The sequence below is a fragment of the Nocardia sp. NPDC058499 genome, from assembly GCF_042719915.1.
Lineage (GTDB): Bacteria > Actinomycetota > Actinomycetes > Mycobacteriales > Mycobacteriaceae > Nocardia.
In genome coordinates, this window is sequence record NZ_JBHXMZ010000005.1 from 243213 (window position 1) to 266081 (window position 22869).

Annotated in this window: 24 protein-coding genes; 12 read left to right on the plus strand and 12 right to left on the minus strand. The window is 68.9% G+C overall.

Translation table 11 applies throughout. From position 1 onward, the window contains the following. Nucleotides 1–5: 5 nt before the first annotated feature. Together ACFWPH_RS17610 and ACFWPH_RS17615 are read left to right on the plus strand one after the other, a co-directional pair. Nucleotides 6–572 carry a hypothetical protein gene (locus ACFWPH_RS17610; RefSeq protein WP_378752179.1) on the plus strand — a complete coding sequence of 189 codons (567 nt, stop codon included), beginning with the start codon at nt 6–8 and terminating at the stop codon, nt 570–572. Between the two features lie 15 nt (nt 573–587). Beyond that, the gene (locus ACFWPH_RS17615) at nt 588–2837 is read left to right on the plus strand and encodes an MMPL family transporter (RefSeq protein ID WP_378752181.1); all 2250 of its coding nucleotides are present in this window, start codon (nt 588–590) and stop codon (nt 2835–2837) included. A gap of 66 nt (nt 2838–2903) precedes the next feature. On the opposite strand, the gene ACFWPH_RS17620 is transcribed toward ACFWPH_RS17615, so the two are convergent. From ACFWPH_RS17620 to ACFWPH_RS17635, 4 genes are read right to left on the minus strand one after another with little or no spacing between them, the layout of a single operon-like run. Beyond that, a complete protein-coding gene (locus tag ACFWPH_RS17620; protein ID WP_378752183.1) occupies nt 2904–3878 on the minus strand; it encodes a heme ABC transporter ATP-binding protein in 975 nt (324 codons plus the stop codon). 53 nt (nt 3879–3931) lie between these two features. After that, nucleotides 3932–5020: a FecCD family ABC transporter permease gene (locus tag ACFWPH_RS17625; RefSeq protein WP_378752185.1), complete on the minus strand. Its 1089-nt coding sequence runs from the start codon at nt 5018–5020 to the stop codon at nt 3932–3934. 25 nt (nt 5021–5045) lie between these two features. Next, the gene (locus tag ACFWPH_RS17630) at nt 5046–6149 is read right to left on the minus strand and encodes a hemin ABC transporter substrate-binding protein (protein ID WP_378752187.1); all 1104 of its coding nucleotides are present in this window, start codon (nt 6147–6149) and stop codon (nt 5046–5048) included. Nucleotides 6150–6199: 50 nt separating this feature from the next. Further along, nucleotides 6200–7174: an aldo/keto reductase gene (locus tag ACFWPH_RS17635; RefSeq protein ID WP_378752189.1), complete on the minus strand. Its 975-nt coding sequence runs from the start codon at nt 7172–7174 to the stop codon at nt 6200–6202. A 366-nt stretch (nt 7175–7540) separates the two neighbouring features. Between ACFWPH_RS17635 and ACFWPH_RS17640 the strand changes: the two genes are divergently transcribed. The 6 genes from ACFWPH_RS17640 (at nt 7541) to ACFWPH_RS17665 (ending at nt 13015) form a co-directional block, all read left to right on the plus strand. After that, entirely contained in the window at nt 7541–8482 is a 942-nt protein-coding gene (locus ACFWPH_RS17640) for an undecaprenyl-diphosphate phosphatase (RefSeq protein ID WP_378752664.1), read from the plus strand. 76 nt (nt 8483–8558) lie between these two features. Continuing rightward, nucleotides 8559–9260, plus strand: a complete 702-nt coding sequence (locus ACFWPH_RS17645) for a histidine phosphatase family protein (protein WP_378752191.1) — start codon at nt 8559–8561, stop codon at nt 9258–9260. Nucleotides 9261–9383: 123 nt separating this feature from the next. Then, entirely contained in the window at nt 9384–9968 is a 585-nt protein-coding gene (locus tag ACFWPH_RS17650) for a DUF3090 domain-containing protein (protein WP_068036102.1), read from the plus strand. Between the two features lies 1 nt (nt 9969). Next, complete coding sequence (locus tag ACFWPH_RS17655; RefSeq protein WP_378752193.1) at nt 9970–10764, plus strand: SCO1664 family protein; 795 nt, start codon at nt 9970–9972, stop codon at nt 10762–10764. A 167-nt stretch (nt 10765–10931) separates the two neighbouring features. Further along, nucleotides 10932–12173, plus strand: a complete 1242-nt coding sequence (mshC, locus tag ACFWPH_RS17660) for a cysteine--1-D-myo-inosityl 2-amino-2-deoxy-alpha-D-glucopyranoside ligase (RefSeq protein WP_378752195.1) — start codon at nt 10932–10934, stop codon at nt 12171–12173. A gap of 281 nt (nt 12174–12454) precedes the next feature. Further along, nucleotides 12455–13015, plus strand: a complete 561-nt coding sequence (locus ACFWPH_RS17665) for a TetR/AcrR family transcriptional regulator (protein ID WP_378752197.1) — start codon at nt 12455–12457, stop codon at nt 13013–13015. A 70-nt stretch (nt 13016–13085) separates the two neighbouring features. On the opposite strand, the gene ACFWPH_RS17670 is transcribed toward ACFWPH_RS17665, so the two are convergent. Further along, nucleotides 13086–13664 carry a TetR/AcrR family transcriptional regulator gene (locus ACFWPH_RS17670; protein WP_378752199.1) on the minus strand — a complete coding sequence of 193 codons (579 nt, stop codon included), beginning with the start codon at nt 13662–13664 and terminating at the stop codon, nt 13086–13088. 119 nt (nt 13665–13783) lie between these two features. Here ACFWPH_RS17670 and ACFWPH_RS17675 point away from each other — a divergent pair, with 119 nt between their 5' ends. Next, a complete protein-coding gene (locus tag ACFWPH_RS17675) occupies nt 13784–14458 on the plus strand; it encodes a class I SAM-dependent methyltransferase (protein ID WP_378752201.1) in 675 nt (224 codons plus the stop codon). A 64-nt stretch (nt 14459–14522) separates the two neighbouring features. Here ACFWPH_RS17675 and ACFWPH_RS17680 read toward each other — a convergent pair whose 3' ends face one another. The 3 genes from ACFWPH_RS17680 to ACFWPH_RS17690 all read right to left on the minus strand — a co-directional run bounded on the left by ACFWPH_RS17680 (nt 14523) and on the right by ACFWPH_RS17690 (nt 16122). Beyond that, nucleotides 14523–14897, minus strand: coding sequence for a TetR-like C-terminal domain-containing protein (locus ACFWPH_RS17680; protein WP_378752203.1), 375 nt, complete (start codon nt 14895–14897; stop codon nt 14523–14525). 185 nt (nt 14898–15082) lie between these two features. Continuing rightward, nucleotides 15083–15541, minus strand: coding sequence for a VOC family protein (locus ACFWPH_RS17685; RefSeq protein WP_378752205.1), 459 nt, complete (start codon nt 15539–15541; stop codon nt 15083–15085). Beyond that, a complete protein-coding gene (locus ACFWPH_RS17690; RefSeq protein WP_378752207.1) occupies nt 15538–16122 on the minus strand; it encodes a DinB family protein in 585 nt (194 codons plus the stop codon). Before ACFWPH_RS17690 ends, ACFWPH_RS17685 begins: the two co-directional genes overlap by 4 nt. A 62-nt stretch (nt 16123–16184) precedes the next feature. On the opposite strand from ACFWPH_RS17690, the gene ACFWPH_RS17695 reads away from it, so the two are divergent. Next, nucleotides 16185–17168 (plus strand): helix-turn-helix transcriptional regulator, encoded by a 984-nt coding sequence (locus ACFWPH_RS17695; RefSeq protein WP_378752209.1) that lies wholly within the window; start codon nt 16185–16187, stop codon nt 17166–17168. Nucleotides 17169–17429: 261 nt separating this feature from the next. On the opposite strand, the gene ACFWPH_RS17700 is transcribed toward ACFWPH_RS17695, so the two are convergent. The 4 genes from ACFWPH_RS17700 to ACFWPH_RS17715 form a co-directional block, all read right to left on the minus strand. Next, the gene (locus ACFWPH_RS17700; protein ID WP_378752211.1) at nt 17430–19040 is read right to left on the minus strand and encodes an acyl-CoA synthetase; all 1611 of its coding nucleotides are present in this window, start codon (nt 19038–19040) and stop codon (nt 17430–17432) included. A gap of 43 nt (nt 19041–19083) precedes the next feature. Further along, nucleotides 19084–20334 carry a hypothetical protein gene (locus tag ACFWPH_RS17705; protein ID WP_378752213.1) on the minus strand — a complete coding sequence of 417 codons (1251 nt, stop codon included), beginning with the start codon at nt 20332–20334 and terminating at the stop codon, nt 19084–19086. Nucleotides 20335–20339: 5 nt separating this feature from the next. Beyond that, nucleotides 20340–20891: a nuclear transport factor 2 family protein gene (locus ACFWPH_RS17710; RefSeq protein WP_280463045.1), complete on the minus strand. Its 552-nt coding sequence runs from the start codon at nt 20889–20891 to the stop codon at nt 20340–20342. Between the two features lie 97 nt (nt 20892–20988). Then, nucleotides 20989–21189 (minus strand): ferredoxin, encoded by a 201-nt coding sequence (locus ACFWPH_RS17715; RefSeq protein WP_378752215.1) that lies wholly within the window; start codon nt 21187–21189, stop codon nt 20989–20991. Between the two features lie 319 nt (nt 21190–21508). Here ACFWPH_RS17715 and ACFWPH_RS17720 point away from each other — a divergent pair, with 319 nt between their 5' ends. Together ACFWPH_RS17720 and ACFWPH_RS17725 are read left to right on the plus strand one after the other, a co-directional pair. Then, the gene (locus ACFWPH_RS17720) at nt 21509–21937 is read left to right on the plus strand and encodes a carboxymuconolactone decarboxylase family protein (protein ID WP_378752217.1); all 429 of its coding nucleotides are present in this window, start codon (nt 21509–21511) and stop codon (nt 21935–21937) included. A 60-nt stretch (nt 21938–21997) separates the two neighbouring features. Then, nucleotides 21998–22867 carry an LLM class F420-dependent oxidoreductase gene (locus ACFWPH_RS17725; protein ID WP_378752219.1) on the plus strand — a complete coding sequence of 290 codons (870 nt, stop codon included), beginning with the start codon at nt 21998–22000 and terminating at the stop codon, nt 22865–22867. Nucleotides 22868–22869: the final 2 nt, after the last annotated feature.

The following is a 22869-nucleotide window of genomic DNA, read 5'->3' on the forward strand; positions in this document are numbered from 1 at the left end:
GTGGTATGCAGGACGTGATGCGGTACACAGCTGTTTCCCGGCCGATGCGCGCGGTGCGTGCGGGCGGCGCCGTGACGGCTGCGGCCGCAGTGGTGCTGCTGACCGGCTGCGGAACCGGTGTCGACGAGGATTCGGTGGCGGCGGCCCGGTCGTCGGCGAAGGCGGCGTTGTCGTCCTCGGCGGCGGCGACCTCGCAGGAGCTGGCATCGCGTGCCCTGCCCACCGCCGCGGAGCTGGACGCGCAGATCAAGCGGGCGCTGGATCCGGCGCTGCCGGATTCGGAGCGTACGGAACTGATCGAGGACGGGGACGCGTTCCGGGACGCGATTCCGGATATGTACAAAGCGTTGCAGGACAATCCGCGGGCCGTGTACGGGGTCACCGATCCGGTGTTCGACAATCACGACGGCACCGTGACGGCCACCTTGCGGCTGGACAAGGACGGTTCGGGTACGGCGGTCCGCACGACGGTGGTGCATTTCATCTATCTGGACGGTGCGTGGAAGCTGTCACGGACCGATCTGTGCGGGATCCTGCGGTCGGCGGACTACCGCACTCCGGCCTGCGGTTAGTAGCGGGCCGGCGCAATGTTGACGGCGGGGACTCGACGGTGGGGTCGTTTCGTGTACCGGCACCGGGTCGCGGTGCTGGTGATATCGCTGTTCGTGGTCGCGCTGTCCGGGCTGTACGGCCGGGATCTGGCGGATCGGCTCACTCAGGAGGGCTGGTTCGACGAATCCAGTGAATCGGTGGCGGCCTCGAAACTGGCCGATGCCACCTTCGGACGCGATACCGACAGCGATGTGATCGCCCTGTACACCGCGCCACCGGGGAAGACGGTGGACGATCCGCAGGTGCGAGCGGCGGTGACCGCACAGCTGACCGGCTTGTTGCACGACCATCCGGACCGGGTGCTGCGTATCGACAGCTATTGGGACAGCGCCCTGTCGGGACAGTTCGCCGACGATTCCCGGACGTACGCGTTCGCGAGTATCGGGCTGCACGGGGAGGGGTCGGCGACCGTCGACAACTATCTGGCCATCGCCGGCGACCTGGATGCCGGCGCTCCCGGCGCGGGCCCGGGCGGGACGACCGTGGAGCTGGCCGGGTTGCAGCCGGTGGTGGAGGGCATCAACACCGGGATGCAGGACGATATCCGGCGCGCGGAGATGATCGCGCTCCCGCTGGTGGCGTTGCTGCTGTATTTCGTTTTCGGCGGCGTGGTGGCGGCACTGCTGCCGGTGCTCGTCGGCGGTATGACGATTCTGGGCACCCAGGGCATCATGCGGTTGCTCTCCGGCCATATCGACGTGAACGTCTTCGCCAGCGCGGTGGTGACCCTGGTCAGTCTGGGGCTGGCCATCGACTACGGCCTGTTCACGGTGACCCGGTTCCGGGAAGAGCTGGCCGCCGGCGGCGTAGGTGAGTCAGGCCCGGAGGCGGCAGCGAAGGGTAACCACGGAGGTCCCTCGCCCACGCCCGAGAGAGACAGCGGTGTGGAGGACGCGGTCGCCCGGACGGTCGCGACGGCGGGCCGCACGGTGGTGTTCTCGGCGGCGATCATCGCGGTGAGCCTGGGTGCCCTGTTCATCTACCCGAACGGTGTGCTGCGGTCGGTGCCCTACGGCGGGATCAGTTCGGTGCTGCTGGCCGCGGTGCTGTCGGTGACCGCGCTCCCGGCCATGCTGGCGATCGTGGGGCGGCGTATCGATCTGTGGCAGTGGCGGCGGTTCGCCCGCGCCAGTACCGAGGCCGAAATCGATCGCGGGATCTTCTCCCGGCTCGCGGTGCGGGCGATGGCGCGGCCGTGGGCGGTGATCGTGCCGGTGGTGCTGGGTCTGTTGCTGCTGATGGTGCCGTTCCGGCATATCGAGTTCGGTGGGTTGAGCGAGAAGTATCTGGGTCAGGACAATCCGGCGCGGGTGGCGCAGGAGAAATTCGATGCGCTGTTCCCCGGTTTCCGCACCGAACCGCTGCGGCTGGTGGTGACGGGCGCGGATGCGGCGCAGTTGAGCGATATCCGCCTGCAGGCGAATGTGACACCCGGTCTGACGGGCCCGTTCGAACCGGCGGCACCTACCAAGGACGGGATCAATGTCCTGGAAGCCGGTCTGGTGGACGAACGGGCCGCCGATACTGCGATCGCGGTGTTGCGCGGTATCGAGGAACCGGACGGTGTGCGGGTGATGGTGGCCGGGGTACCGGCGCTGGAACGCGACAGTATCCACGGGTTGCTGGAGGGATTGCCGCTGCTGGCGCTGCTGCTGGTGGCGGCCGCGGTGGCATTGATGTACGCGGCGTTCCGGTCGCTGGTCCTCGCGGTGAAGGCGGTCGCGATGTCGGCGCTGAGTCTCGGCGCCACCCTCGGCATCCTCACCTGGATCTTCGTGGAGGGGCACGGCGCGCAACTGTTCGATTTCACACCCGGGCCGCTGATGTTCGCGGTACTGGTACTGATCGTGACCGTGGTGTTCGGGCTGTCCACCGACTACGAGGTGTTCCTGCTGTCCCGGGTCGCCGAGGCGCGCGCGAACGGTGCCGACCCGCCCGAATCGATCCGGTACGGTATCGCGCACACCGGTGGCGTGATCACCTCGGCGGCGGCGATCCTGATCGTGGTGAGCGGTGCGTTCGGTTTCTCGGAACTGGTGATGATGAAATACATCGCCTACGGCATGATCGCCGCGCTGCTCCTGGACGCCACGGTGATCCGGATGCTGCTCACCCCGGCGGTGCTGAAACTGATCTGGCGACCGAAATCGCCGCGCGCAGCCTCCGGTATGGTGACGGCACCGGAAGCCGCGGTCTCCGGGGCGCGGGCGGGCGAAGACAGGTAGCCGGCCGGGTCGCCGGATCCGGCCGGTCTCAACGCATAGGCGGTGGGACCGACCCGCGCCGAGGGATCAACTGCGTGCCGGCCGGGCGGGTAGCACCAGTTGTGCACCGGTGTCCGGATGGTCGAGGACCTCGATCGGGTAGCGGTAGACGCGACTGAGCAGCTCCCCGGTGAGGACCTCACGGGGTGTACCGGTGGCGGCGAGCTGACCGTTGTCGAGGACGGCGACGCGGTCGGCGTAGGCGGCGGCGGAGGCCAGGTCGTGGAGTACCACGACCACTGCGGCACCAGCGGCGGCCCGGTCGGCGGCCAGGGTCAGCACCGCCTCCTGATGGCCGAGGTCGAGGGCCGCGGTCGGCTCGTCGAGTAGCAGGGTGGCGGTGTCCTGGGCCAGCACCCGGGCCAACGCGACCCGGGCCCGTTCGCCGCCGGAGAGGCTCGGAAACGACCGCCCCGCCAGATGCGCACTGTCGGTCGCGGCCATGGCGTCGGTGATCACCGCGTCGTCCCGGTCGGCGTGAGGAGTGCGCTGCCAGGGCGCGCGCCCCATGGCGATCACCTCGGCCGCGGTGAACGGAAACCCGACGGTGTGGGATTGCGGGAGGACGGCCCGGCGGCGGGCCATATCGATCGGGGTCCAGTGGGTGAGTGCCCGGCCGTCGAGTTCGACGTCGCCTCGGCCCGGGACGAGTTCCCCGGCCAGGACGGCGAGCAGCGTCGATTTCCCGGCGCCGTTCGGCCCGACCAGCGCGAGTACCTGCCCAGCGGTGACGTCCAGGTCGACGTCGTCGAGGACGCGACGGGTGCCGCCCCCACCACCGTGCCGGTCCAGGGTGACGCCGCGGGCGCGCAGGGTGACGGTGCCCGGTTCGGTGGGCGCGGGGAGCCGGTGCGCCCGCTGCAGCAGTCCGGTGACGCGGCGACGCAGCGGAATCCGCGCGGCCGCCCGGCCGAGCCCATCGGCCGGATGAGGGAGCGGCGGCCGGGAATGCCGCCCCGCGTGCTCCGTACCCGGTGCGCTCGTGCCGTGCTGAGGGGCCATGGCCGAGGATCCTCCGTGGTGATGGCGCGCCGCCGCCTCCTGCCTCGGCTCGTTCATGCCCACCCTCCCGAACGGGCGCGGGTGCGGCGCAGCAGCCAGAAGAAGAACGGCCCGCCGATCAGCGAGGTGAGCATGCCCAGCGGGAGGTCGGCGTTGTCGACCAGCGAGCGGGCGGCGACATCGGCGGCGAGTAGGACGACGGCGCCGGTGACGGCACTGACCGGGATCAGGGCGCGATGCCCCGGCCCGACGATCATGCGCACCACATGCGGGACGATCAGCCCGACGAACAGGATGATGCCGGTGAACGCGACCCCGGCGGTGGTGAGGACGGCGACGATCACGATCACGGTGCGCCGCAGCCGTTCCACATCCACCCCGAGATGGCGGGCTGCGGATTCGCCGAGTGCCAGCAGATCCAGCCGGGGCGATACGAACACGGCCGCCGCGATCCCGACCGTGGCGAGTACCGCGACCACCGCGACCGCGTCCCAGGTGGCGCCGTTGAGGCTGCCCAGCTGCCAGAACACGATCTGGTCGCGGGCGGCGGGGGAGGCGACGAACAGCAGGAAGGCGATGAGCCCGCCGGCGAAAGCGTTGATCGCGACACCGGTGAGGACCAGAGTCACCACTTCGGTGCGGCCCCCCGACCGGGACAGTACGTACACCAGCACGGTGGTGATCAATCCGGCGACGAACGCGGCGGCGGCCACCGACCAGGCGGCGACGAACGCACCCCCGAATACGATCACCGCGCCCGCACCGACCGCGGCACCGGACGACACCCCGATCACCCCCGGTTCGGCGAGCGGGTTGGCGAAAACCCCCTGGAGCAGCGCCCCGGCGGTGGCGAGCGCGGCACCGACCAGGATCGCGAGCAGCACCCGTGGGAACCGCACCTCCCACAGCGTGACCTCGCCGGCCGGGTGGGCGGGTAGCGGCCCCCAGTCCAGCCCGATCCGGTGGGCGATACTGCCGGCCACCTCGGCGGGGCCGGTGGGGACCTGCCCGATGGCGGCGGAGGCGACCGCCAATGCGACCAGCGCGAGAACGGCGACGGTGAATGCGAGCACCGCCCGCCGCCGGTGGTGACCGAGGCCCGGGGTGACGGACTGTCGCGGTTCGTCCAGTTCGACGGTCATGCCACTGCCACCCGGCCCGATGCGCTCATGCGGTGGGATGACCATAGATGGCGTCGGACAGGGCGGTGATGACGCGTCCGGTGTTCGGGCCGAAGGACAGCAGCACCGAATCCGACATATCGACGATCCGCTTGTTACGGCCGGCAGGTGTCTGCGCAATACCGGGTATCTGCGAGATACCGTCCACCCCGCCGATCGATTTCATCCCGTCGGTCATGACCAGCAGCACATCGGGCGCCGCGGCAATCATCGCCTCGCTGGTGATCGCCGTGAACGGTTCACTCACCCCGGATTCGACTCCGGCGTCGCGGGCACCGAGCGCGGCGATGAGCGCGTCCGCACCGGACCCGGGGCCGGCCAGCATCGTGATGGCACTGGAGCGCAAGTACAGGAACGCGATCCGCAGCGGCGGTTCTCGGGCGGGCACGGCGGCCGACGCGGCGGCGATCTCGTCCTGCGTGCGCTGCGCGAGCTGCTGCCCGCGTTCCGGGACACCGAGCGCGCCGGCGACGGCCTCGATCTGCGGGACGACCCCCTCCATGGTGCGTTCCGGGTCGAAGTAGACGACGGTGATCCCGGTCGCGCGTAACTGTTCACGCACGGCAGGAGAGGCACTGGTGGTATCGGTGAGGAAGACACTGGGCCGCAGCGCGAGAATCGACTCGACATTCAACGCACCGTTACCGCCGGTGACGTTCGGCAGATCCGCCACGGCGGGAAACGAGGCGGCGGTGCTGCGGCCGACCAGATTGTCGCCGAGTCCGAGCCCGTACACGATTTGGGCGAGGGTGCCGTACCGGTCGGCGGCCACGATCCGGCTCGCATCGGTGACCGTGACCTCGGCGCCGTCGAACGACCGCACGGTCGCGGGTAACGCGGGAACCGGGGCCGGGGTGAGCGGTACCGGGTCCAGGTTGTCCAGCACGGCGGTGGCCGGGCCCTGCTGACCGGTCGTCGCGGCCGGTTCGGTACCACCGCAGGCGGCAGTGAGCACGAGCAGCCCGGCGGCGAGGCCGGCCAGCAGGGCCCGCGCCCGTCGCGTGCGGGCCCCCGAGGTGAATCTGCTGCGCACGAGCGCGGTCCCTCCGTGATTTCGTTCCGCTGCCGCCTCCGGACCCGACTCGCTCATGTAGGCAAGGCTAATCCGTGCCGCGGTGTGATGATCGCCCCCGCCCCCGGCTACGGGGTGGAGCTCACATCGTCGAGGGCGGCGGCGATCGCGCGCGGCAGTTCCAGTGTTTCGGCGGCCAATACCCCGGTGAGCTGGCCCATATCGCGGGCGCCGACGAACATGCTCGCCACCCCGGGCCGGTCGCGCACCCAGGCCAGCGCGACCGCCAGCGGTGAGGTCGCCAGCCCGTCGGCGGCGGTGACGAGGGCATCGACCACGGCCGTGGCGCGATCATCATCGAGGCGGCCGCGGATCTCGGCGGCGGTGGCCTCGTCGGCGGCCCGGGAATCCGCGGGTACGCCGTCGCGGTATTTGCCGGTGAGTATTCCGGCGGCCAGTGGCGCGGTGGCGACGATTCCCGCGCCGTGGTGGGTGGCGGCCGGGACCGTATCGTCCTCGGCGCCGCGGGTGAGCAGCGAATACGGCGTCTGCACGGCGGTGACCGGGGTGCGGGCGGCCAGGCTCGCCAGCTGCCAGGCGGTGAATCCGCGGACCCCCGCATAGCGGACGCGGCCGGACCGGACCGCGTACTTCAGGGTTTCGGCGATCTCGTCGAGAGGTGTGGCGGTATCCCAGGCGGTGACCTGCCACAGGTCGAGGTGGTCGGTGCCCAGTTCGAGCAGGGTGCGGTCGAGTTGGCGCAGCAGAGTGCGGCGTGAGCAGTCGACCGTGATCCGCGCCTGTTCGGGCACGGGCGGTTCGCTACCGGCGGGGACGGCCGGTAGGTAGGGCACCTGACCGGCCCCCGCGCACAGTACGAGTTCGTCGCGGGACACCAGATCGCCGAGAAGGTCGGCGAGAATCCGCTGCGCGGCGCCGCCGCCGTAAGCGGGGGAGGTGTCGACGAGGGTGCCGCCCGCTTCGGTGAACGCGATCAGTTGCGCAGCGGCGGTCTCGGCATCGGTGCGGCTACCCCAGGTGTGGGTGGCCAGACCGATCCGGGAGACCCGCAGCCCGCTGCGGCCGACGGTGCGCTGTTCCATCACCGGGTCTCCGGGCCCGGATGAGACAGTACGAGCGGGTCGCGCCCGGAGGTGGTAGCGGAGCGTAACCGAGTAGGGCCGGCGCTCATGCACAGCAGCACGGTTCGACGTTTCCTCACGGCGCCCAGCCTAGAGCGTGACCGGCCGGTGACCGTTCGCGGCGAACGGTGGGCGCGGCGTGTCCGCTGCCGGTGATACCGGCTTCGCCGCCGGCGATATCGCCACGGCCGGGCCCCGGTCGCCGCGCGCGCCCGGTATGGGGCACTGTAGGGTCGCTGCGGTCGATCGCCGGGGATCGTGCAGCGGCTGCGGTGCCGTCGAGTGAAGGAAGAGCGGGGTTTTCGGCGTGGTTCAGGAGGATGTGTGATCGGCGAGTCGATGACCTGGGTGCAGGCGTTGGTACTCGGTGTGGTGCAGGGATTGACGGAGTTCCTGCCGGTGTCGTCGTCGGGGCATTTACGGATCGTGTCCTCGGTGTTCTTCGGTGAGGACGCGGGCGCGTCGTTCACCGCGGTCACCCAGCTCGGTACCGAGGCGGCGGTGCTGTTGTTCTTCGCCAAGGACATCTGGCGGATCGTGACGGTGTGGTTCGCGACCGTGTTCGAGAAGCTGAGCGCCCGGGAACGAGTGCCGCTCGCCGAACAGGTCACCACGAAGCTGCCGGTCGTCACCGGTTCCGGGCCCGTGGGCTACGACCCCGAGGCCGAGGCGCAGCGCGAACTCGACTACCGCATGGGCTGGTATGTGATCATCGCCACGATCCCGATCGGGGTGCTGGGGTTCCTGTTCAAGGACCAGATCCGTACGGGCGCACGCAATCTGTGGCTGGTGGCGATCATGTTGATCGTTTTCGCGCTGGTGATCGCGGCGGCCGAGCACTACGGCCGCAAAGAGCGCCCGATGGAACAGCTCACCACCCGCGACGGCGTGGTGATGGGTCTGGCGCAGTGCCTGGCCTTGATTCCCGGTGTGTCGCGTTCCGGTGCCACGTCCAGTGCGGGCCTGTTCCTCGGTTTGAAACGGGAGGCGGCGGTGCGGTTCTCGTTCCTGCTGGCGATTCCCGCGGTCACCGCGTCGGGTCTGTTCAGTCTGCCGGACGCTTTCGAGCCGGCCGGTGAGGGTTTGAACGCCTCCGGCCTGCAACTGCTGGTGGCGACACTGGTTTCGTTCGCCGTCGGGTACGCGTCGATTGCGTGGTTGCTGCGGTTCGTGGAGCGGCATTCGTTCTACTGGTTCGTCGGGTACCGGATCGTGCTGGGGTTCGTGATCATCGGTTTGCTCGCCGCCGGTGTCGTGTCGGCGACGTGAGCGAGCCGGGCCGGGAAGTGGCGCGGGGCGGGCTCATCGGGCATCGCCGCGCCGCGGCCGCCGTTAGGCTGGCAGCATGACGGTGATCCTGTTGCGACACGGCCTGTCGACATCCAATACCGGAGGGACCCTCGCCGGGCGCAGTCCCGGGGTGGAACTCACCGACCGCGGCGGCGAACAGGCGCGCGGGGTCGCGGCACGGCTCGCGAGCCTGCCGATCACCCGGATCGTGACCTCACCGATGCTGCGCTGTCAGCGCACGGTTTCGCCGCTGGCCGCCGGTCTGGAACTGGAACCGGTGGTCGACGACCGGCTCGCGGAGGTGGACTACGGCGAATGGACCGGTCGCAAGATCAAAGACCTGCTGGCCGAACCGCTGTGGCAGGTCGTGCAGCGGCATGCGTCGGCGGCGGTGTTCCCCGGCGGGGAAGGACTGGCGCAGGTCCAGGCCCGGGCGGTATCGGCCATCCGGGAACACGATCGTGCCCTGGCGGAGTTGCACGACGGGGATCGGCTGTGGGTGGCGTGCACCCACGGTGATGTCATCAAGGCGGTGCTCGCCGATGCGCTGGGAATCCATCTCGACGGCTTCCAGCGGATCATGGTCGAACCCGCCTCGCTCAGCGTTGTCCGCTACACCCGGACCGCGCCGTTCGTCACCCGGATGAACGACACCGGTTCGGATCTTTCCGGTCTGGCGCCGTCACCGGCCCCCGAATCCGGGGCTTCGGGCCCGGTACCCGGTGGGGAGATCGGCGCGGGAAGGAAAGACGGATAATGGGTATGCCCGATACCGGCGGATGCGCCACCTCTCGGCGGCGTCGGGCGACTCGGCGGGTGCGCCGGGAAACGGCGCGGCGGAGCACCGCAGCCGAACAGGGTCACGTATCAGGAGGTGCATGTGTCACGAGCAATCCATGTATTCCGCACCCCCGAACGTTTCGTCGCCGGAACTGTCGGTGAGCCGGGCGATCGCGCGTTCTATGTACAGGCGGTGGAGGAACCCCGGGTGGTGAGCGTGCTGCTGGAGAAGCAGCAGGTCAAGGTTCTGGCCGACCGGATGGGTCTGCTGCTGGACGAGGTGGCGCGCCGGTTCGGAGCCGAGGTGCCGCCGCAGGCCGAGCAGGTCAACGACAACGATCCGCTGGTGACTCCGATCGACGCGGAATTCCGCGTCGGCACCATGGGGCTGGGCTGGGACGCCGACGCGGGTGCCGTGGTGGTGGAGCTGCTGGCGATCACCGAAACCGAGGTCGACGAATCGGTGGTCCTCGACGATACCGAGGAGGGGCCCGACGCGGTTCGCGTATTCCTCACCCCGGATCAGGCGCGGGAGTTCGCCCTGCGGTCCACCCGGGTGATCGCCGCCGGCCGCCCGCCGTGCCCGCTGTGCGGGGAGCCGCTGTCGGCGCGCGGGCATATGTGTGTGCGCACCAACGGGTACAAGCGCGGCGAACTGTTCGGCGCGAACGATCTGGAGGAATAGCGTGGCCGGGGACGTGCTGTCCGCCGGCGAGCTGACGGTCCTGGGCCGGGTGAGTGTCGCCAGTAACGTGACCCTGGTGTGCGACCTCGCGACCGGTGACGGTGCCGTGCGAGTGGTGTACAAACCCGTACGCGGGGAGCAGCCGCTGTGGGATTTCCCCGACGGCACCCTGGCCGGCCGGGAGGTGGCGTCGTATCTGATCTGTACCGCGCTGGGCTGGCCGGTGATCCCGGAGACGGTGCTGCGGGACGGGCCGTACGGTCCGGGTATGGTGCAGCGCTGGATCAGCACCCGCGAGCCCGGCATATCCGGCAGCACCCGCCTCGATCTGGTGGATCTGTGCCCGCCCGGGCTGGTTCCGGACGGTTACCGCGAGATCCTGCGCGCCTACGACGGCGCCGGTGACGAGGTATCGCTGGTGCACGCCGACGACCCGCGATTACAGCGGATGGCGGTGCTGGACGTGCTGCTGAACAACGCCGACCGTAAGGGCGGGCATGCGCTGGAGGGGCTGGACGGCGAGGTGTACGGCGTCGATCACGGGATCTGCCTGCACCAGGAGAACAAACTGCGCACCGTCCTGTGGGGCTGGGCCGGTGAACCCGTTCCGGCGGACCTGCTCGCCGATATCGCTGCCTTCACCGACGCCCTGCCGGGGGAGCTCGCCGACGGGCTGGCCGAACATCTCACCGATCCCGAGATAGACGCCGTCCTGCGCCGCGCCAAACGGCTGCTCGACGATCCGGTGATGCCGTTACCGGTCACCTCCCGCCCCATTCCGTGGCCGGCGTTCTGACCCCGCCACCGGCGGTTCATCGGATGATTCATTCGACCTGAGAGCAATACTTGTCTTCCTCGATCCGCGGGTCCGGTGCAGGTCCGCGGCACGCGGAGCCTCGCGATCGGGGCCGGGACGGCGGGGTGGGCGGTACCCGGCCGTTACCGACCTCTACTCTCGAAGGTATGCAGTCCTGGTCCGACACCCCGATCCCCGCGGTCCCCGGAGCAGGGCCCCCGTTACGTTTGCACGACACCGCCGACTCCTGTATCCGCCCGGTGACCCCGGGGGCGACGGCCACCATGTACGTCTGCGGTATCACCCCCTACGACGCCACGCACCTGGGTCACGGCGCCACCTACCTCACCTTCGATGTGGTGAACCGGGTGCTGCGCGATAACGGGCACGATGTGCATTACGTGCAGAACGTCACCGATGTCGACGATCCGCTGTTCGAGCGCGCAGCGCGCGACGGTGTGGACTGGCGGGATCTGGGCACCGGGGAGATCGAACTGTTCCGCGCCGATATGGCCGCACTGCGGGTGCTGCCGCCGCGCGACTACGTGGGGGCGATCGAATCGGTGGACGAGGTGATCGAGCTGGTGCGCAAACTGCTCGCCGCCGGCGCCGCCTACACCGTCGAGGACACCGAGTTCCCGGATATCTACTTCCGCACCGATGCCACCGAACAGTTCGGCTACGAATCGGGTTACGACCGCGAGACCATGGCGCGGTTGTTCGCCGAACGCGGCGGTGACCCGGACCGTCCCGGTAAACGCGATCCGCTCGATGCGCTGCTGTGGCGGGCCGAACGCCCCGGCGAACCGTCGTGGCCGTCGCCGTTCGGCCCGGGCCGGCCCGGCTGGCATATCGAATGCGCCGCGATCGCGGTGAACCGGCTCGGCACCGAATTCGATATCCAGGGCGGCGGCAGCGATCTGATCTATCCCCATCACGAGTATTCCGCGGCGCACGGTGAGGCGCTGGTGGCCGGCCGCCGGTTCGCCCGCCACTATGTGCACACCGGGATGATCGGCCTGGACGGGGAGAAGATGTCGAAGTCCAAGGGCAATCTGGTGCTGGTGTCGAAGCTGCGGGCCGCCGGAGTGGATCCCGGCGCGATCCGGCTGGGCTTGTTCGCCGGCCACTACCGTGCCGACCGGATGTGGACCGACGACGTGCTCACCGAGGCGCAGGCGCGGCTGGATCGCTGGCGGCAGGCGGTGACCGCACCGTCCGCCCCCGCGGCTGCGGATACCGTTGCGCGGCTGCGTACTCACCTGGCCGACGATCTCGATACCCCGCGGGCCCTGGCCGCGATCGACGCCTGGGTCCGCGACACTCTGGACTACGGCGGGACCGATACCGCCGCGGGCGCGGAGATCGCCACCGCCGTCGATGCCCTACTGGGTGTGCGGTTGCGTTGATCGGCCGGCGGTCTCGCCCGGGTGTGCACGAAGCCGGCCCTCGGACTGCACGCGGACGCGAAGGCCGAACCGCAGGCGATCACCACACTGAGCCCCGGTCGGCCTCGGTACCGACTCCGGCTCGTTGCTCGGCGAAGGTTCGCTCATGCCTGTTCGGGTGCAGTACCTTCGGCCGCCCGGACGGGCCGTGAACCCTCACAACCGGGACTCTCCACTCTCCGGCGATACGGTACTGTTCGGTGCTCGAGATCCCCTCCGTTCCCCGAGCAGATCGGCGCCGTATGTCTCGTATCGTCAGTAAGGACAACTATTTCGACACCGGCCTCGAGGTGCTGTCCGACCTCGGATTCCGGCATCTCAATATCGGTGTGCTGTGCCGCCGGCTGGGGGTGACCAGCGGTTCCTTCTACCACCATTTCGGTAGCTGGCAGTCGTATGTGGATACGCTACTGGAACATTGGGAGAACCGGCAGGTGCTGATCCTGCGGTCGCTGCGGTTCGACCCCGCTACTCCCGATTCGGCGATCGGGGCGCTGTCGGATCTGACGCTGGGCCTGCATCATCGGGCGGAGGCGGCGATCCGGGCGTGGGCGGCGAACGACGAATCGGTGGCGGTGGCGCTCAAACGGGTCGACGAATCCCGCCGGCGCACCGTCCGCCGGACCATCTCCGGGGTGGTCGGTGACGAGGAGATCGCCGCGGTGGACACCGAATTGGGGATGGCCATGCTGATCGGATACCAGCAGATGGTCGCCTCCGGGCAGGACGTGCGCCTGGAGCAGTTGCTCGGTGAGTACGCTCGGCTGGTCTATTCCCATCGGCGGCCCGCCGCGCAGGATTGAGCCGAGCTGACGCGGGGCCGGCCGCAGTTGAATTCGCCGGTTGGGGCACGCAGAGTCCGGGCTGCCCGGGTTATTTCAGGATGAGCAAGGCGGCACGTTCCAGTCGGTCGGCGATATCGGCGTAGGACTCGTACCCCATCCCGGCGCGCACCAGCGCGCCCGCGTACAGCAGTTCCAGTGATTCCACGGTGCCGGGGTCGGCTTCCGGTTCCAGCGCGCGGGTGAGGCGGTGGCGGATCTCCACTCCGATGCGGGTGCGCAGATGCTGGACGTCCGGGTCGCGGCCGAGTAGCGCGCTGGTCACCGCGCCCGACAACTCTTGTTCGTCGGCCACCAGCAGTGCGATACCGCGCAGTTCGGCCAGTACCCGCACCGTGGGGTCGGCATCTTCGCTGACCGGTGTTTCCGACGACCGCAGCCGGCGCCAGAAGATCTCTGCGACCAGATGCTCCTTCGAGGAGAAGTAGGTGTAGGCGGTGGCGGTACCCACGCCGGCGGCACCGGCGACCATCCGGATGGTGAGTCCGGCGAAACCTTCCCGCGAGAGCACTTCCATGGCGGCCCTGGTGAGCTTGTCGACAGTGTCCGCCTGTTTTCCGCTCAGCCGGCGCCGGGTGGCCTCGAGAATTCTGGAATCGCCTTCGGACATGTGTCTAGATAGTAGTGTCGGTGCCGTACCGGATCAACCGACTCCCCGGCCCAGGGGAGGGGTAGTGTCGGTCACCGCCGAGCCAGACGTGATTTTGCGGAAGAGAGACCACACCTCCGATGACTGCCCCAGCCCCCACCGCACCGCTGACCGACGAGCAACTGTTCGACCACGCCCGCCGCGCCACCGGTTTCATGCCGGAGGACGAGGGCCGGGCCCTGCATGCCGCCGCGGTGACGTACTGCCGCGGCGGGGTGATCACCGAAATCGGCACGTACTGCGGTAAATCCGCGATACTTCTGGGTGCCGCCGCCCGCGCGCAGGGCGGAGTAGTGTTCACCGTCGACCACCACCACGGCTCCGAAGAACACCAGCCCGGCTGGGAGTACCACGACACCTCCCTGGTCGATCCGGTCACCGGCCGCTTCGACACGCTGCCCCGATTCCGGCACACCATCGATACCGCGGGGCTGAGCGATACCGTGCTCGCGATCGTCGGCGCCTCCGCGCGCGTCGCGCAAACCTGGCGCACCCCGATCGAATTCCTGTTCATCGACGGCGGGCATACCGAGGAAGCCGCCGACCGCGACTACCGCGGCTGGGCGAAATGGGTCGTGCCCGGCGGCGCCCTGGCCATCCACGACGTCTTCCCCGACCCCGCCGACGGCGGGCAGGCACCCTACGGCATCTACCGCCGCGCCCTCGACAGCGGCGAATTCCGCGAGGTCTCGGCCACCAGCTCGCTCCGCATCCTCGAACGGATCGCCCCGTCCGCCGAAACGCCGATGGGCTGATCCCGGCGGAGGTTACCGGCGCCCGCCAGGGCGGCGTGCCGATGAGCGTCCGGCGCGTCCGGCCTCATTCGGGGTCGTCACGGGCAGGGGAGTCGACCAGCGCACGGGAGAGGACTTCGCGGACGACCTCGCGCGCGAAATCCGCGGTGAGCTGGTCGGTGAGATGCGGCAGGAGCAGGCGGATGTAGCAGGCTCCCCAGATGAGATCCACGAGAATCCCGATATCGGCGTCGGCGCGGAGTTGCCGGCGCTGCTTCGCCCGCTCGAGCAGGGCGAACACCTCGCGGCGGCGGGGGCCGAAGTAGTGGTGGCCGAACTGGGCCGCCAGTTCCGGGTCGGTTTGCGCGGCGCCGATGAGCTGGGCGAATACGGACCCTCCGGCCGTCGTGTGACCAGGTCGACGAAGGCGACCACAATGCTCTCCCGTCCGCCCGGACATCGCCGGTATCGCGGACCGCGAGGGTGTCGCCGACGGCGTGCAGATAGCCGCCCAGGGCGAGTGCTGCGGTGGGCGACGATCCGAGACCGGCCGACCTCGCCCCGGCAGAACATCGCGTCTCCGATCACGGTTACGCGGTGCCGGCCCGGGCCTGGGCGGCCGGTCGGGCGGTGAAGGCCGCCGGATCAGTCCAGGCAGAACTCGTTGCCCTCGGGGTCGGTCATCACGATGAAACCGCTTTCCATCGGCGGGTGCGGTTCGAAACGCTGCACCCGGGTCGCGCCCAGAGCGACCAGTCGTTCGCATTCGACCTCCAAGGCTGCCATCCGCTCATCGCCCTGCAATCCCGGGGCCGCGCGGACATCGAGGTGCACCCGGTTCTTGGCGACCTTGTCTTCGGGAACCTGCTGAAAAAACACCCGCCCGCGGCCCTCCGGATCCTCGATTGCCGACCGCGTATTGCGCTGTTCGGGCGGCACACCGATCCGGGCGAGGAACTCGTCCCATGCGGCCAGCGGATCGGCACCCTCGGGCAGCTCGACTCCCGGCGGGCCGGGATGGACGTAGCCCAGGACGTCGCGCCAGAAGGTCGACAGCGCCCGGGGATCGCGGGCGTCGAAGGTGATCTGGATATCGCGGCTCATCGCAATTCTCCGTTCGTGGCGTGGGTCTGCAGATAGAGATCGCGTAGCAGGCATACTTCGGACAGATGGTGGATCAGTTCCCGGTGGATATGTAGCACCAGGTCGGCCATGGGCGCGTCCGGGTAGGGCTCCTTCGGGCCGACCGGGACGGCCAGCGCGGTATCACCGAGACCCCGCACACCGTCCAGCCAGACACCCAGCTGGGTGTCGAGCTGGTCGAATGCCGTTCTCGCGTCGCCGGCGTACTCCCACGATTCGTAGGACGCGGCAGGCGCGCCGAAATGTGCCGCATTGCGGGTGGCGAGCACGCCGACGATGACATGCCCGAGCCGCCAGGCGATGGTGGTGAACGGTGCGGGGTCCGGCTCGGGGAAACCGTAGTCGATGGTGAACTCCCCGGTGCCGGCCTGAATCGGTGCGGACGAGGTGCCGCGGGGCCGCACGCTCCAGGCTCCCGGCACCGGCGACCAGAAGTACTCGTCATCGGTGAGGCCCCGGAGCCGGTCGCGCAGCTGGTGGTTCCAGTGGAACTCGATCTGCTCACGCAAGGTTCGATTCCAGTCGAGTGTGTCGGTGTCCATAACGCCACCTTGGCACCTATGGCGGACAGGATCGGTCCGCTATCTCTGGAAAGCTGGACTGTGTGGCAGACAGTGACGAACGGGGGACGACCGAGCGGGTGCTGACCCTGCTCGGGTTGTTGCAGCAGCGCCGGGTGTGGACCGGTCCCGAACTCGCCGAGCGGCTGCGGGTCACCGCGCGCACGATCCGGCGCGATATCGAGCGGCTGCGCGCGCTCGGCTACCCCGTATACGCCGGGCAAGGTGTCGGCGGCGGCTACCGGCTCGGGCCCGGACAGGATCTACCGCCCCTGCTGCTCGACGACGAGGAAGCGATCGCCACCGCGGTATCACTGCTCGTGGGCGCGGGTGGCGCGAGCACCGGTGATGCCGCGTTGCGGGCGCTGACCAAAATCGACCGGGTACTCCCCACCCGGCTGCGGCAGGAGGTGCGCACACTGGCCGGCTCGGTGGAATCCTTCGGCAGCGGCCGCCCGCCGGTCGACGCCGAAGCACTGATGACATTGGCCCGAACCTGCCGCGACGAGGTCGAGGCAGGTTTCCACTATCCCGCCGCCGGCGGGGCACAACGCCGCCGGGTCGAACCGTATCGCCTGGTGGCTTCGGACCGGCGCTGGTATCTGCTGGCCTACGACCTCGACCGCGACGACTGGCGCACCTTCCGCGTCGACCGGATGACCGCGGTCACCGCCCGCACCTGGCGTTTCCGCCCGCGACCCGCCCCCGCCGCCGCCACGTACGTGCAGGAGGGCGTGGCGAGCCGGGCCTACACGCACAGTGCACGTTTCCTCGTGCACGCACCGGCAGAAACGGTCCGCGACCAGGTTCCGGCGGCCGCGGCCGTGGTACGACCACGCGGAAGCGGCCACTGCGAGCTGATCAGTGGCGCCGACGATCTCGATCGCGTACTCGCCCACGTGTTGTTGCTCGGGCACGAGTTCGAGGTGCTCGACCCGCCGGAACTGGCGGCACGCTGTCACACGCTCGCACAGCGACTTGTCCGGGCCGGTGCGGCGCCCGCACCGCAACCGGGTCCGGAACGGTAACCGGGTCCGGCGTACCGCGTTCGGCGCCGGTGATCTGCGGCCACCCGCCTCCTCGGCCGGATACGAGGGAACTCGCGCAGTACTGCGGTGCCGCCGGCCGAACCGGAGTCGACCAGCGGACAATGCTCGCCGAGCGTGCGGGACCCGCGCTCCGCGGTGGCCTCGAGCCGTCCGCGGCCAGGGTAGCGATCCGGGCTGCGGGTGTGGACCGGAGCCGCGAACGGCCGTGCGTGCACGGCGCGAGTTCGGGGCGGCCTACTTTCAGTCGGCGCGATAGTCGGGCGCGCGATCGGCCGCGTACTTCCGGGCCCACGTGTAGTCGGGTTTCCCACTCGGAGAACGGGTTACCGACTCGGTGACCCAGATCGCGCGCGGCACCTTGTATCCGGCGAGATGGCCTCGGACATGGGCTTGCAGGCCGGGTAGGTCCAGCGCCCCGCCCGCACCGGCCGCCAGGCTCACCACCGCGGCCACCTGCTGGCCCCAGCGCGGGTGATCGACCCCGATCACCGTCGCGTCGTAGACGGCGGGATGGGCTTTCACCACGCCCTCCACCTCTTCGGCGAATACCTTCTCCCCGCCGGTGTTGATGACCATATTGCCGCGGCCGATCAGGCTGATCGTGCCGTCGTCCTCCAGGGTGGCCCGGTCGTCGGTGATGACGATCCGTGCACCGTCGACCGTTTTGAACAGTTTTGCGGTCTTGGCCTCGTCCTTGTAGTAGCCCAGCGGCACCGCCCCGGTCTTCGCCAGCCAGCCCTGGTCACCGGGTTGGACAGGGCGGCCGTCGTCGTCGACGACCACCGCGCCGCGGCCGATCGACACGCGTGGTTTGCGGGTCGGGTCGCTATCGCGTTGGGCGAATCCGATCCCGCCGAAACCGGTTTCGGAGGAGCCGATGGAATCGGAGACGAACAGGTTCGGGATCAGGTCCAGCAGATCGTTCTTCGTGGCCTGGGTGAGCAGCGCCGCGCCGGAGGCGATCATGAACAGGCCGGTGGTGTCCACCGGGCCGGCGCGGTAGGTGTCGATCAGCGGCCGGGCCATGGCGTCGCCGGTGATCACCATGACCCCGGGGTGCTCCGCGGCGACCGTCTGCCAGACGGCGGCCGGAGTGAAGCGGGGTTCGAAGATCACGCAGTTGCCCGACCACAGCGCGATGAACGTGGGCATCATTGCCGCCAGATGCATCAGCGGCGGCAGTATCAACCAGGTGGAAGGTTCACCGGCCGCGCCGGTGCGGGACTGCTGGTATTCGTCGGCGACGGGTTCGTTGCTGTAGAAGTCGATTCCGCCGCCGAGCACTCGCCACATATCCTCTTGCCGCCACAGCACCCCCTTGGGCATCCCGGTGGTGCCGCCGGTGTACATGATGAACCGGTCGTCGGCGGTGCGGGTGACGTCGGGGCGGGTCGCGGGCGCGGCGGCGGTGACCTCGGCCAGGCAGTCCACGCCTGTATCCGCCGCGGTCCGGTCGTCCGCGGCGCACAACATGTATTTCAGTCGCGGTGACCGCTGCGCCGCGGCGCGCACCGCATCCCCGTAGCAGGCGTGGTAGACGAGGTGTTCGAGGTCGGCGTTGTCGTAGAGGTAGGCGAGTTCTTCCGGCCCGTACCGGAAGTTGATGTTCACCGGGGCCGCCGCCAGTTTGAAGCAGGCGATCAGCGTTTGCATCGTATCGATGCTGTTGTGCATCTGGAACCCGACGTGGGTTCCGCGTCCGACGCCCACCGACGCGAGATGGTGGGCGAGCCGGTTGGCCCGCTCGTCCAGTTCGCGGTAGGTGATGCGCCGGCCCTGTTCGATGAGGGCGATCCGGTCGGGCATGGCGTCGACGGAGTGCTCGAACAGGTCGGCGAAATTATTTGCCATATCAATCCTGCGGTGCTGGCGGAACCTCCCTGGGCGGGGAGGGTCAGAGAACGGTGAGGGGGAGCGGTATTCCGCGGTCGGTGAAGGTGAATTCGACGCCGGTGCTGAACCGGGTGATCGCCACTTCCGAGAACTCGTCGAACGGTTCGGCGGCCGCGGTGATCTCGGCGGTCCAGCCGCCGGGACCGTGATCGGTGACTCGGCTGTGGAAGTGCGGGTTCACGCCCCGCACCAGGGAATCCAGTGGCCCGAGATGATCGGGATCGATCATCGACGGCCACGCGCGGTCGGTGAGCGCACCGCTGGCGCCGGGGAACCGGATCCGCACGCAATCGATGCCGGGCTCGACTTCGGCATCGGTGTAGTGCAGCGGGTTCAGCGCCGGGTGGATACGCAGGACCTGCGCGAGCGCGTCCATATCGTCGCCCAGTCCGAGGCAGGCGCGGATTCGTTCGGAGGCGACCCCGGCGATCCCGGTGAACTGTTTACGCCCGATTTCCAGCGCCGAATCGTCGTCGGTGCGTTCGTGGACGGCGATCATGAAACCGAGTACCAGCAGATGCTGCTGCAGGCACACCTCCTCGGCGATGCGTACGAGTGCGGAATGGGAGAAATCCGGGAACCGCAGATCGCTGAGCAGCGGTCCGCTGTAGTCCCCGCGGCCCTCGCCGGCGGGGTCGATCGCGGCGAGCGGTAGCCGGGCGGCCACCGATTCCGCGACCAGCGGCGCATTGCGCGGAACCTCCGGCGGGGTGTGCGATTCGTCGATGATCACCGTCCACGCGCACACCGGGTGCCGGTCGGCGGGGACGCGCGGCGGGCGGTGGATCGGCCGGACCTGGGCGTACTTGTTGGTTGCCAGTGCGGTGGCGTCGAAGGTGGGGTCCTCGATGTCATGACACATCGCCTTCACATAGGGCTCGCCCATGGGCTCCACATCGGTGAGTGCACCGCAGTGGTCGAGCCAGAACTCGCCGTGGCGGGAATCGTCGACCCGGAACCGGAAATCCATGAACTGCGGTGGCGCACCGATATCGAGCTGCAGACCCTTGAAGATGGTGACGATATCGTCGCCGGTGTATCCGAGGGCCTGCTGCATCCGGCGGGTGTAGATCGGGCTGGACAGCTGCCATTCCTCGATCGCGACTTCGGCCATCCCCTCCCGGCCGAAGGCGGAAATACAATGCGCCATCCCGGATCGGTCGATGAGCTGCCCGCACAACAGCAGCTCGGGAACCAGTGCCGCCAGAGCTTCGCGGCCCAGCGCGTGGAACCTGCTGGTGGGTACGGTCATCGGAGTCACCACAGCGACGCCGGCGCGGTGCCGATCCGGTACCAGCCGGGCAGCCGGGAGGCGGTGGATTTCGCGATCCGCTCGTTCATCGGCTCCGACATCGCCTTGTTCGTCATCATCTCCAGGAACAGCGCCGAGACGTTCCCGAAATCGAAGAAATCGCGCTGCCAGGACCACTGGTAGTTGCCGCCGTACCGGAACCAGCTGCCGCCGATCCCGTTCACCGTGTACAGGCTGCCGTCTTCCCGGGGCGTGGTGGTGTACTGCTGTTTCCAGAACCCGATGCAGTCGCCGCTGCGCTCGTCGATGACGAACTGCTGGTACGGGTACTCCCAGCCCTGTAGGCCTTCCATTTCCTGACCGAGGGCCAGTTCGCGGATCTCGTCGCGGCCCACCGCCATGAACTCGTCCTTGGGACCGTAGTTCCAGCCGTAGGTGGCGTCCTCGGTGTACATATCGGCCAGCGGCTTCCAGTCACCCAGCTTCTCGCAGCGTTCGTTCTCGGCGATCCAGCGGCGCACCATCTCGTCGAGTTCGGCGCGATCGAAACCTGTCATCGGTGTTGTTCCCTTTCGAAAAGAACCTGTGGGCTGTGAGTCGGTTCGGTTGCTGTGCTCGTCGGGCCGAGTGTCCACAACGGGCGGTGTGGGTCGCTCAGTCCGTGTCGTCGACGAGCAAGAGGGCCTGGGTAGGGCAATAGCGCACGGCATTCTCGACATCGGCCTTGTGTTCGGGGCCGGGAGTCGGGTCGAGGATCTCCACCTGGCCGCGTTTGGGTACGGCGAAGATGTCCGGCGCCTCGGCGGCGCAGACGGCGTGCCCCTGGCACAGGTCCATATCGGCCACGATCTTCATGGTGTGTGCTCCCTCGGCGTCGGATATTCCGAGAACGAGTTCTTCCCGGTTCGCGAGGGGTCGCCCCCTGGGGAAGACACATAGCTGGACATGTGTCTGGACGCTACCACCGGCAACTGCGTCCGACAACGATTCAGCGATTTTTCCAGAACCCGGCGCCGGTTCGGGTCGATTTGCGAATGCCGCCGCGGCCGGTGGTCGAACGGTCGGGCGACGGGCCGACGAGAACACGTTCTTGCGTGGCGGAGAGTGTCCGAATTATATTCCGTACACCTGTCCAGACACTTTCGCCGGACCGTTGCGGCGCCGAAGGAGCAGCATGACCGATCCCACGACCCAGCCCGCGGCGAACGACCCCGCCGTGCAACCCACGGTGCGGGAGCGGGGCCTGGCCAAAATGGCGGAAGTCTACGGATGGGAATTCCAGGACGGCCCCGGCGACCATTTCGCCGTCACCGCCGACCACCTGTTCGCCGATATCTGGTCCCGCCCCGGGCTGTCGCTGCGGGACCGGCGGCTGCTGCTGCTCGGCGCGCTCACCGCGCAGGGCCTGTTCGATGTCGCCGGTATCCAGATCGGCGCCGCGCTGAAGAACGGCGAACTCGACGACACCGCGCTGCGCGAAATCTCCCTGTTCCTGTGCCACTACGTGGGCTGGCCCGCCGGCACCTCGCTGGACCATGTGATCGGCGCCCAGATCGATCAGCACGCAAAAGCCGCGAAGAAGGCCGCTCGCAACGGTCAGTGACCATCTCCTCCGGGACGCTGCCGCGGCCCGCTCCACCACCCCGACAGACAAGGCTCAGGTATGCGTTTCGGCATCGTTCTGTTCACCAGTGATCGCGGGATCAGTCCCGCCGCCGCCGCCCGCGCGGCCGAGGACAACGGATTCTCCTCTTTCTACGTCCCCGAACACACTCATATCCCGGTGAAGCGCGAGGCCGCGCACCCGCAGACCGGGGACGCGACCCTGCCCGACGACCGCTATATGCGCACCCTCGACCCCTGGGTCTCGCTGGCCATGGCGGCCGCTGTCACCGAACGGATCGAACTCGCCACCGCGGTCGCGCTGCCGGTCGAACACGACCCCATCACCCTTGCCAAAACCATTGCCTCCCTCGATCACCTGTCCGGCGGCCGGGTCACCCTCGGCGCCGGTTTCGGCTGGAACACCGACGAGCTGGCCGACCACGGCATCCCCGGTAACAAACGCCGCACCGCGTTGCGTGAGTACCTGGAGGCCATGCGCGCCCTGTGGCGCGAGGACGAGGCGTCCTACGACGGCAACTTCGTGCAGTTCGGACCGAGCTGGGCCTGGCCCAAGCCGGTCGACCGCACCGTTCCCGTGCTCATCGGCGCCGCAGGCACCGAACGCACCTGCGCATGGATCGCCGCCCACGCCGACGGCTGGATCACCACCCCCGGCGAAACCGATATCTCCGACCGCCTGGCGAACCTGAAGAAGGCGTGGGCCGATGCCGGCCGCGAGGGTGCCCCGCGAGTGGTGGCACTGGACTTCAAACCCGACGCCGACCGGCTGGCCGCCTGGGCCGCCGACGGCGTGACCGATGTGCTGTACGGGTTGCCGGACAAGCCGGAACCGGAGGTGCGTGCCTACCTCGAACGCCTGGCTGGCAAACTGCGGGACATGAATTCGATCACCCGTGAGGTCAGCTAGCC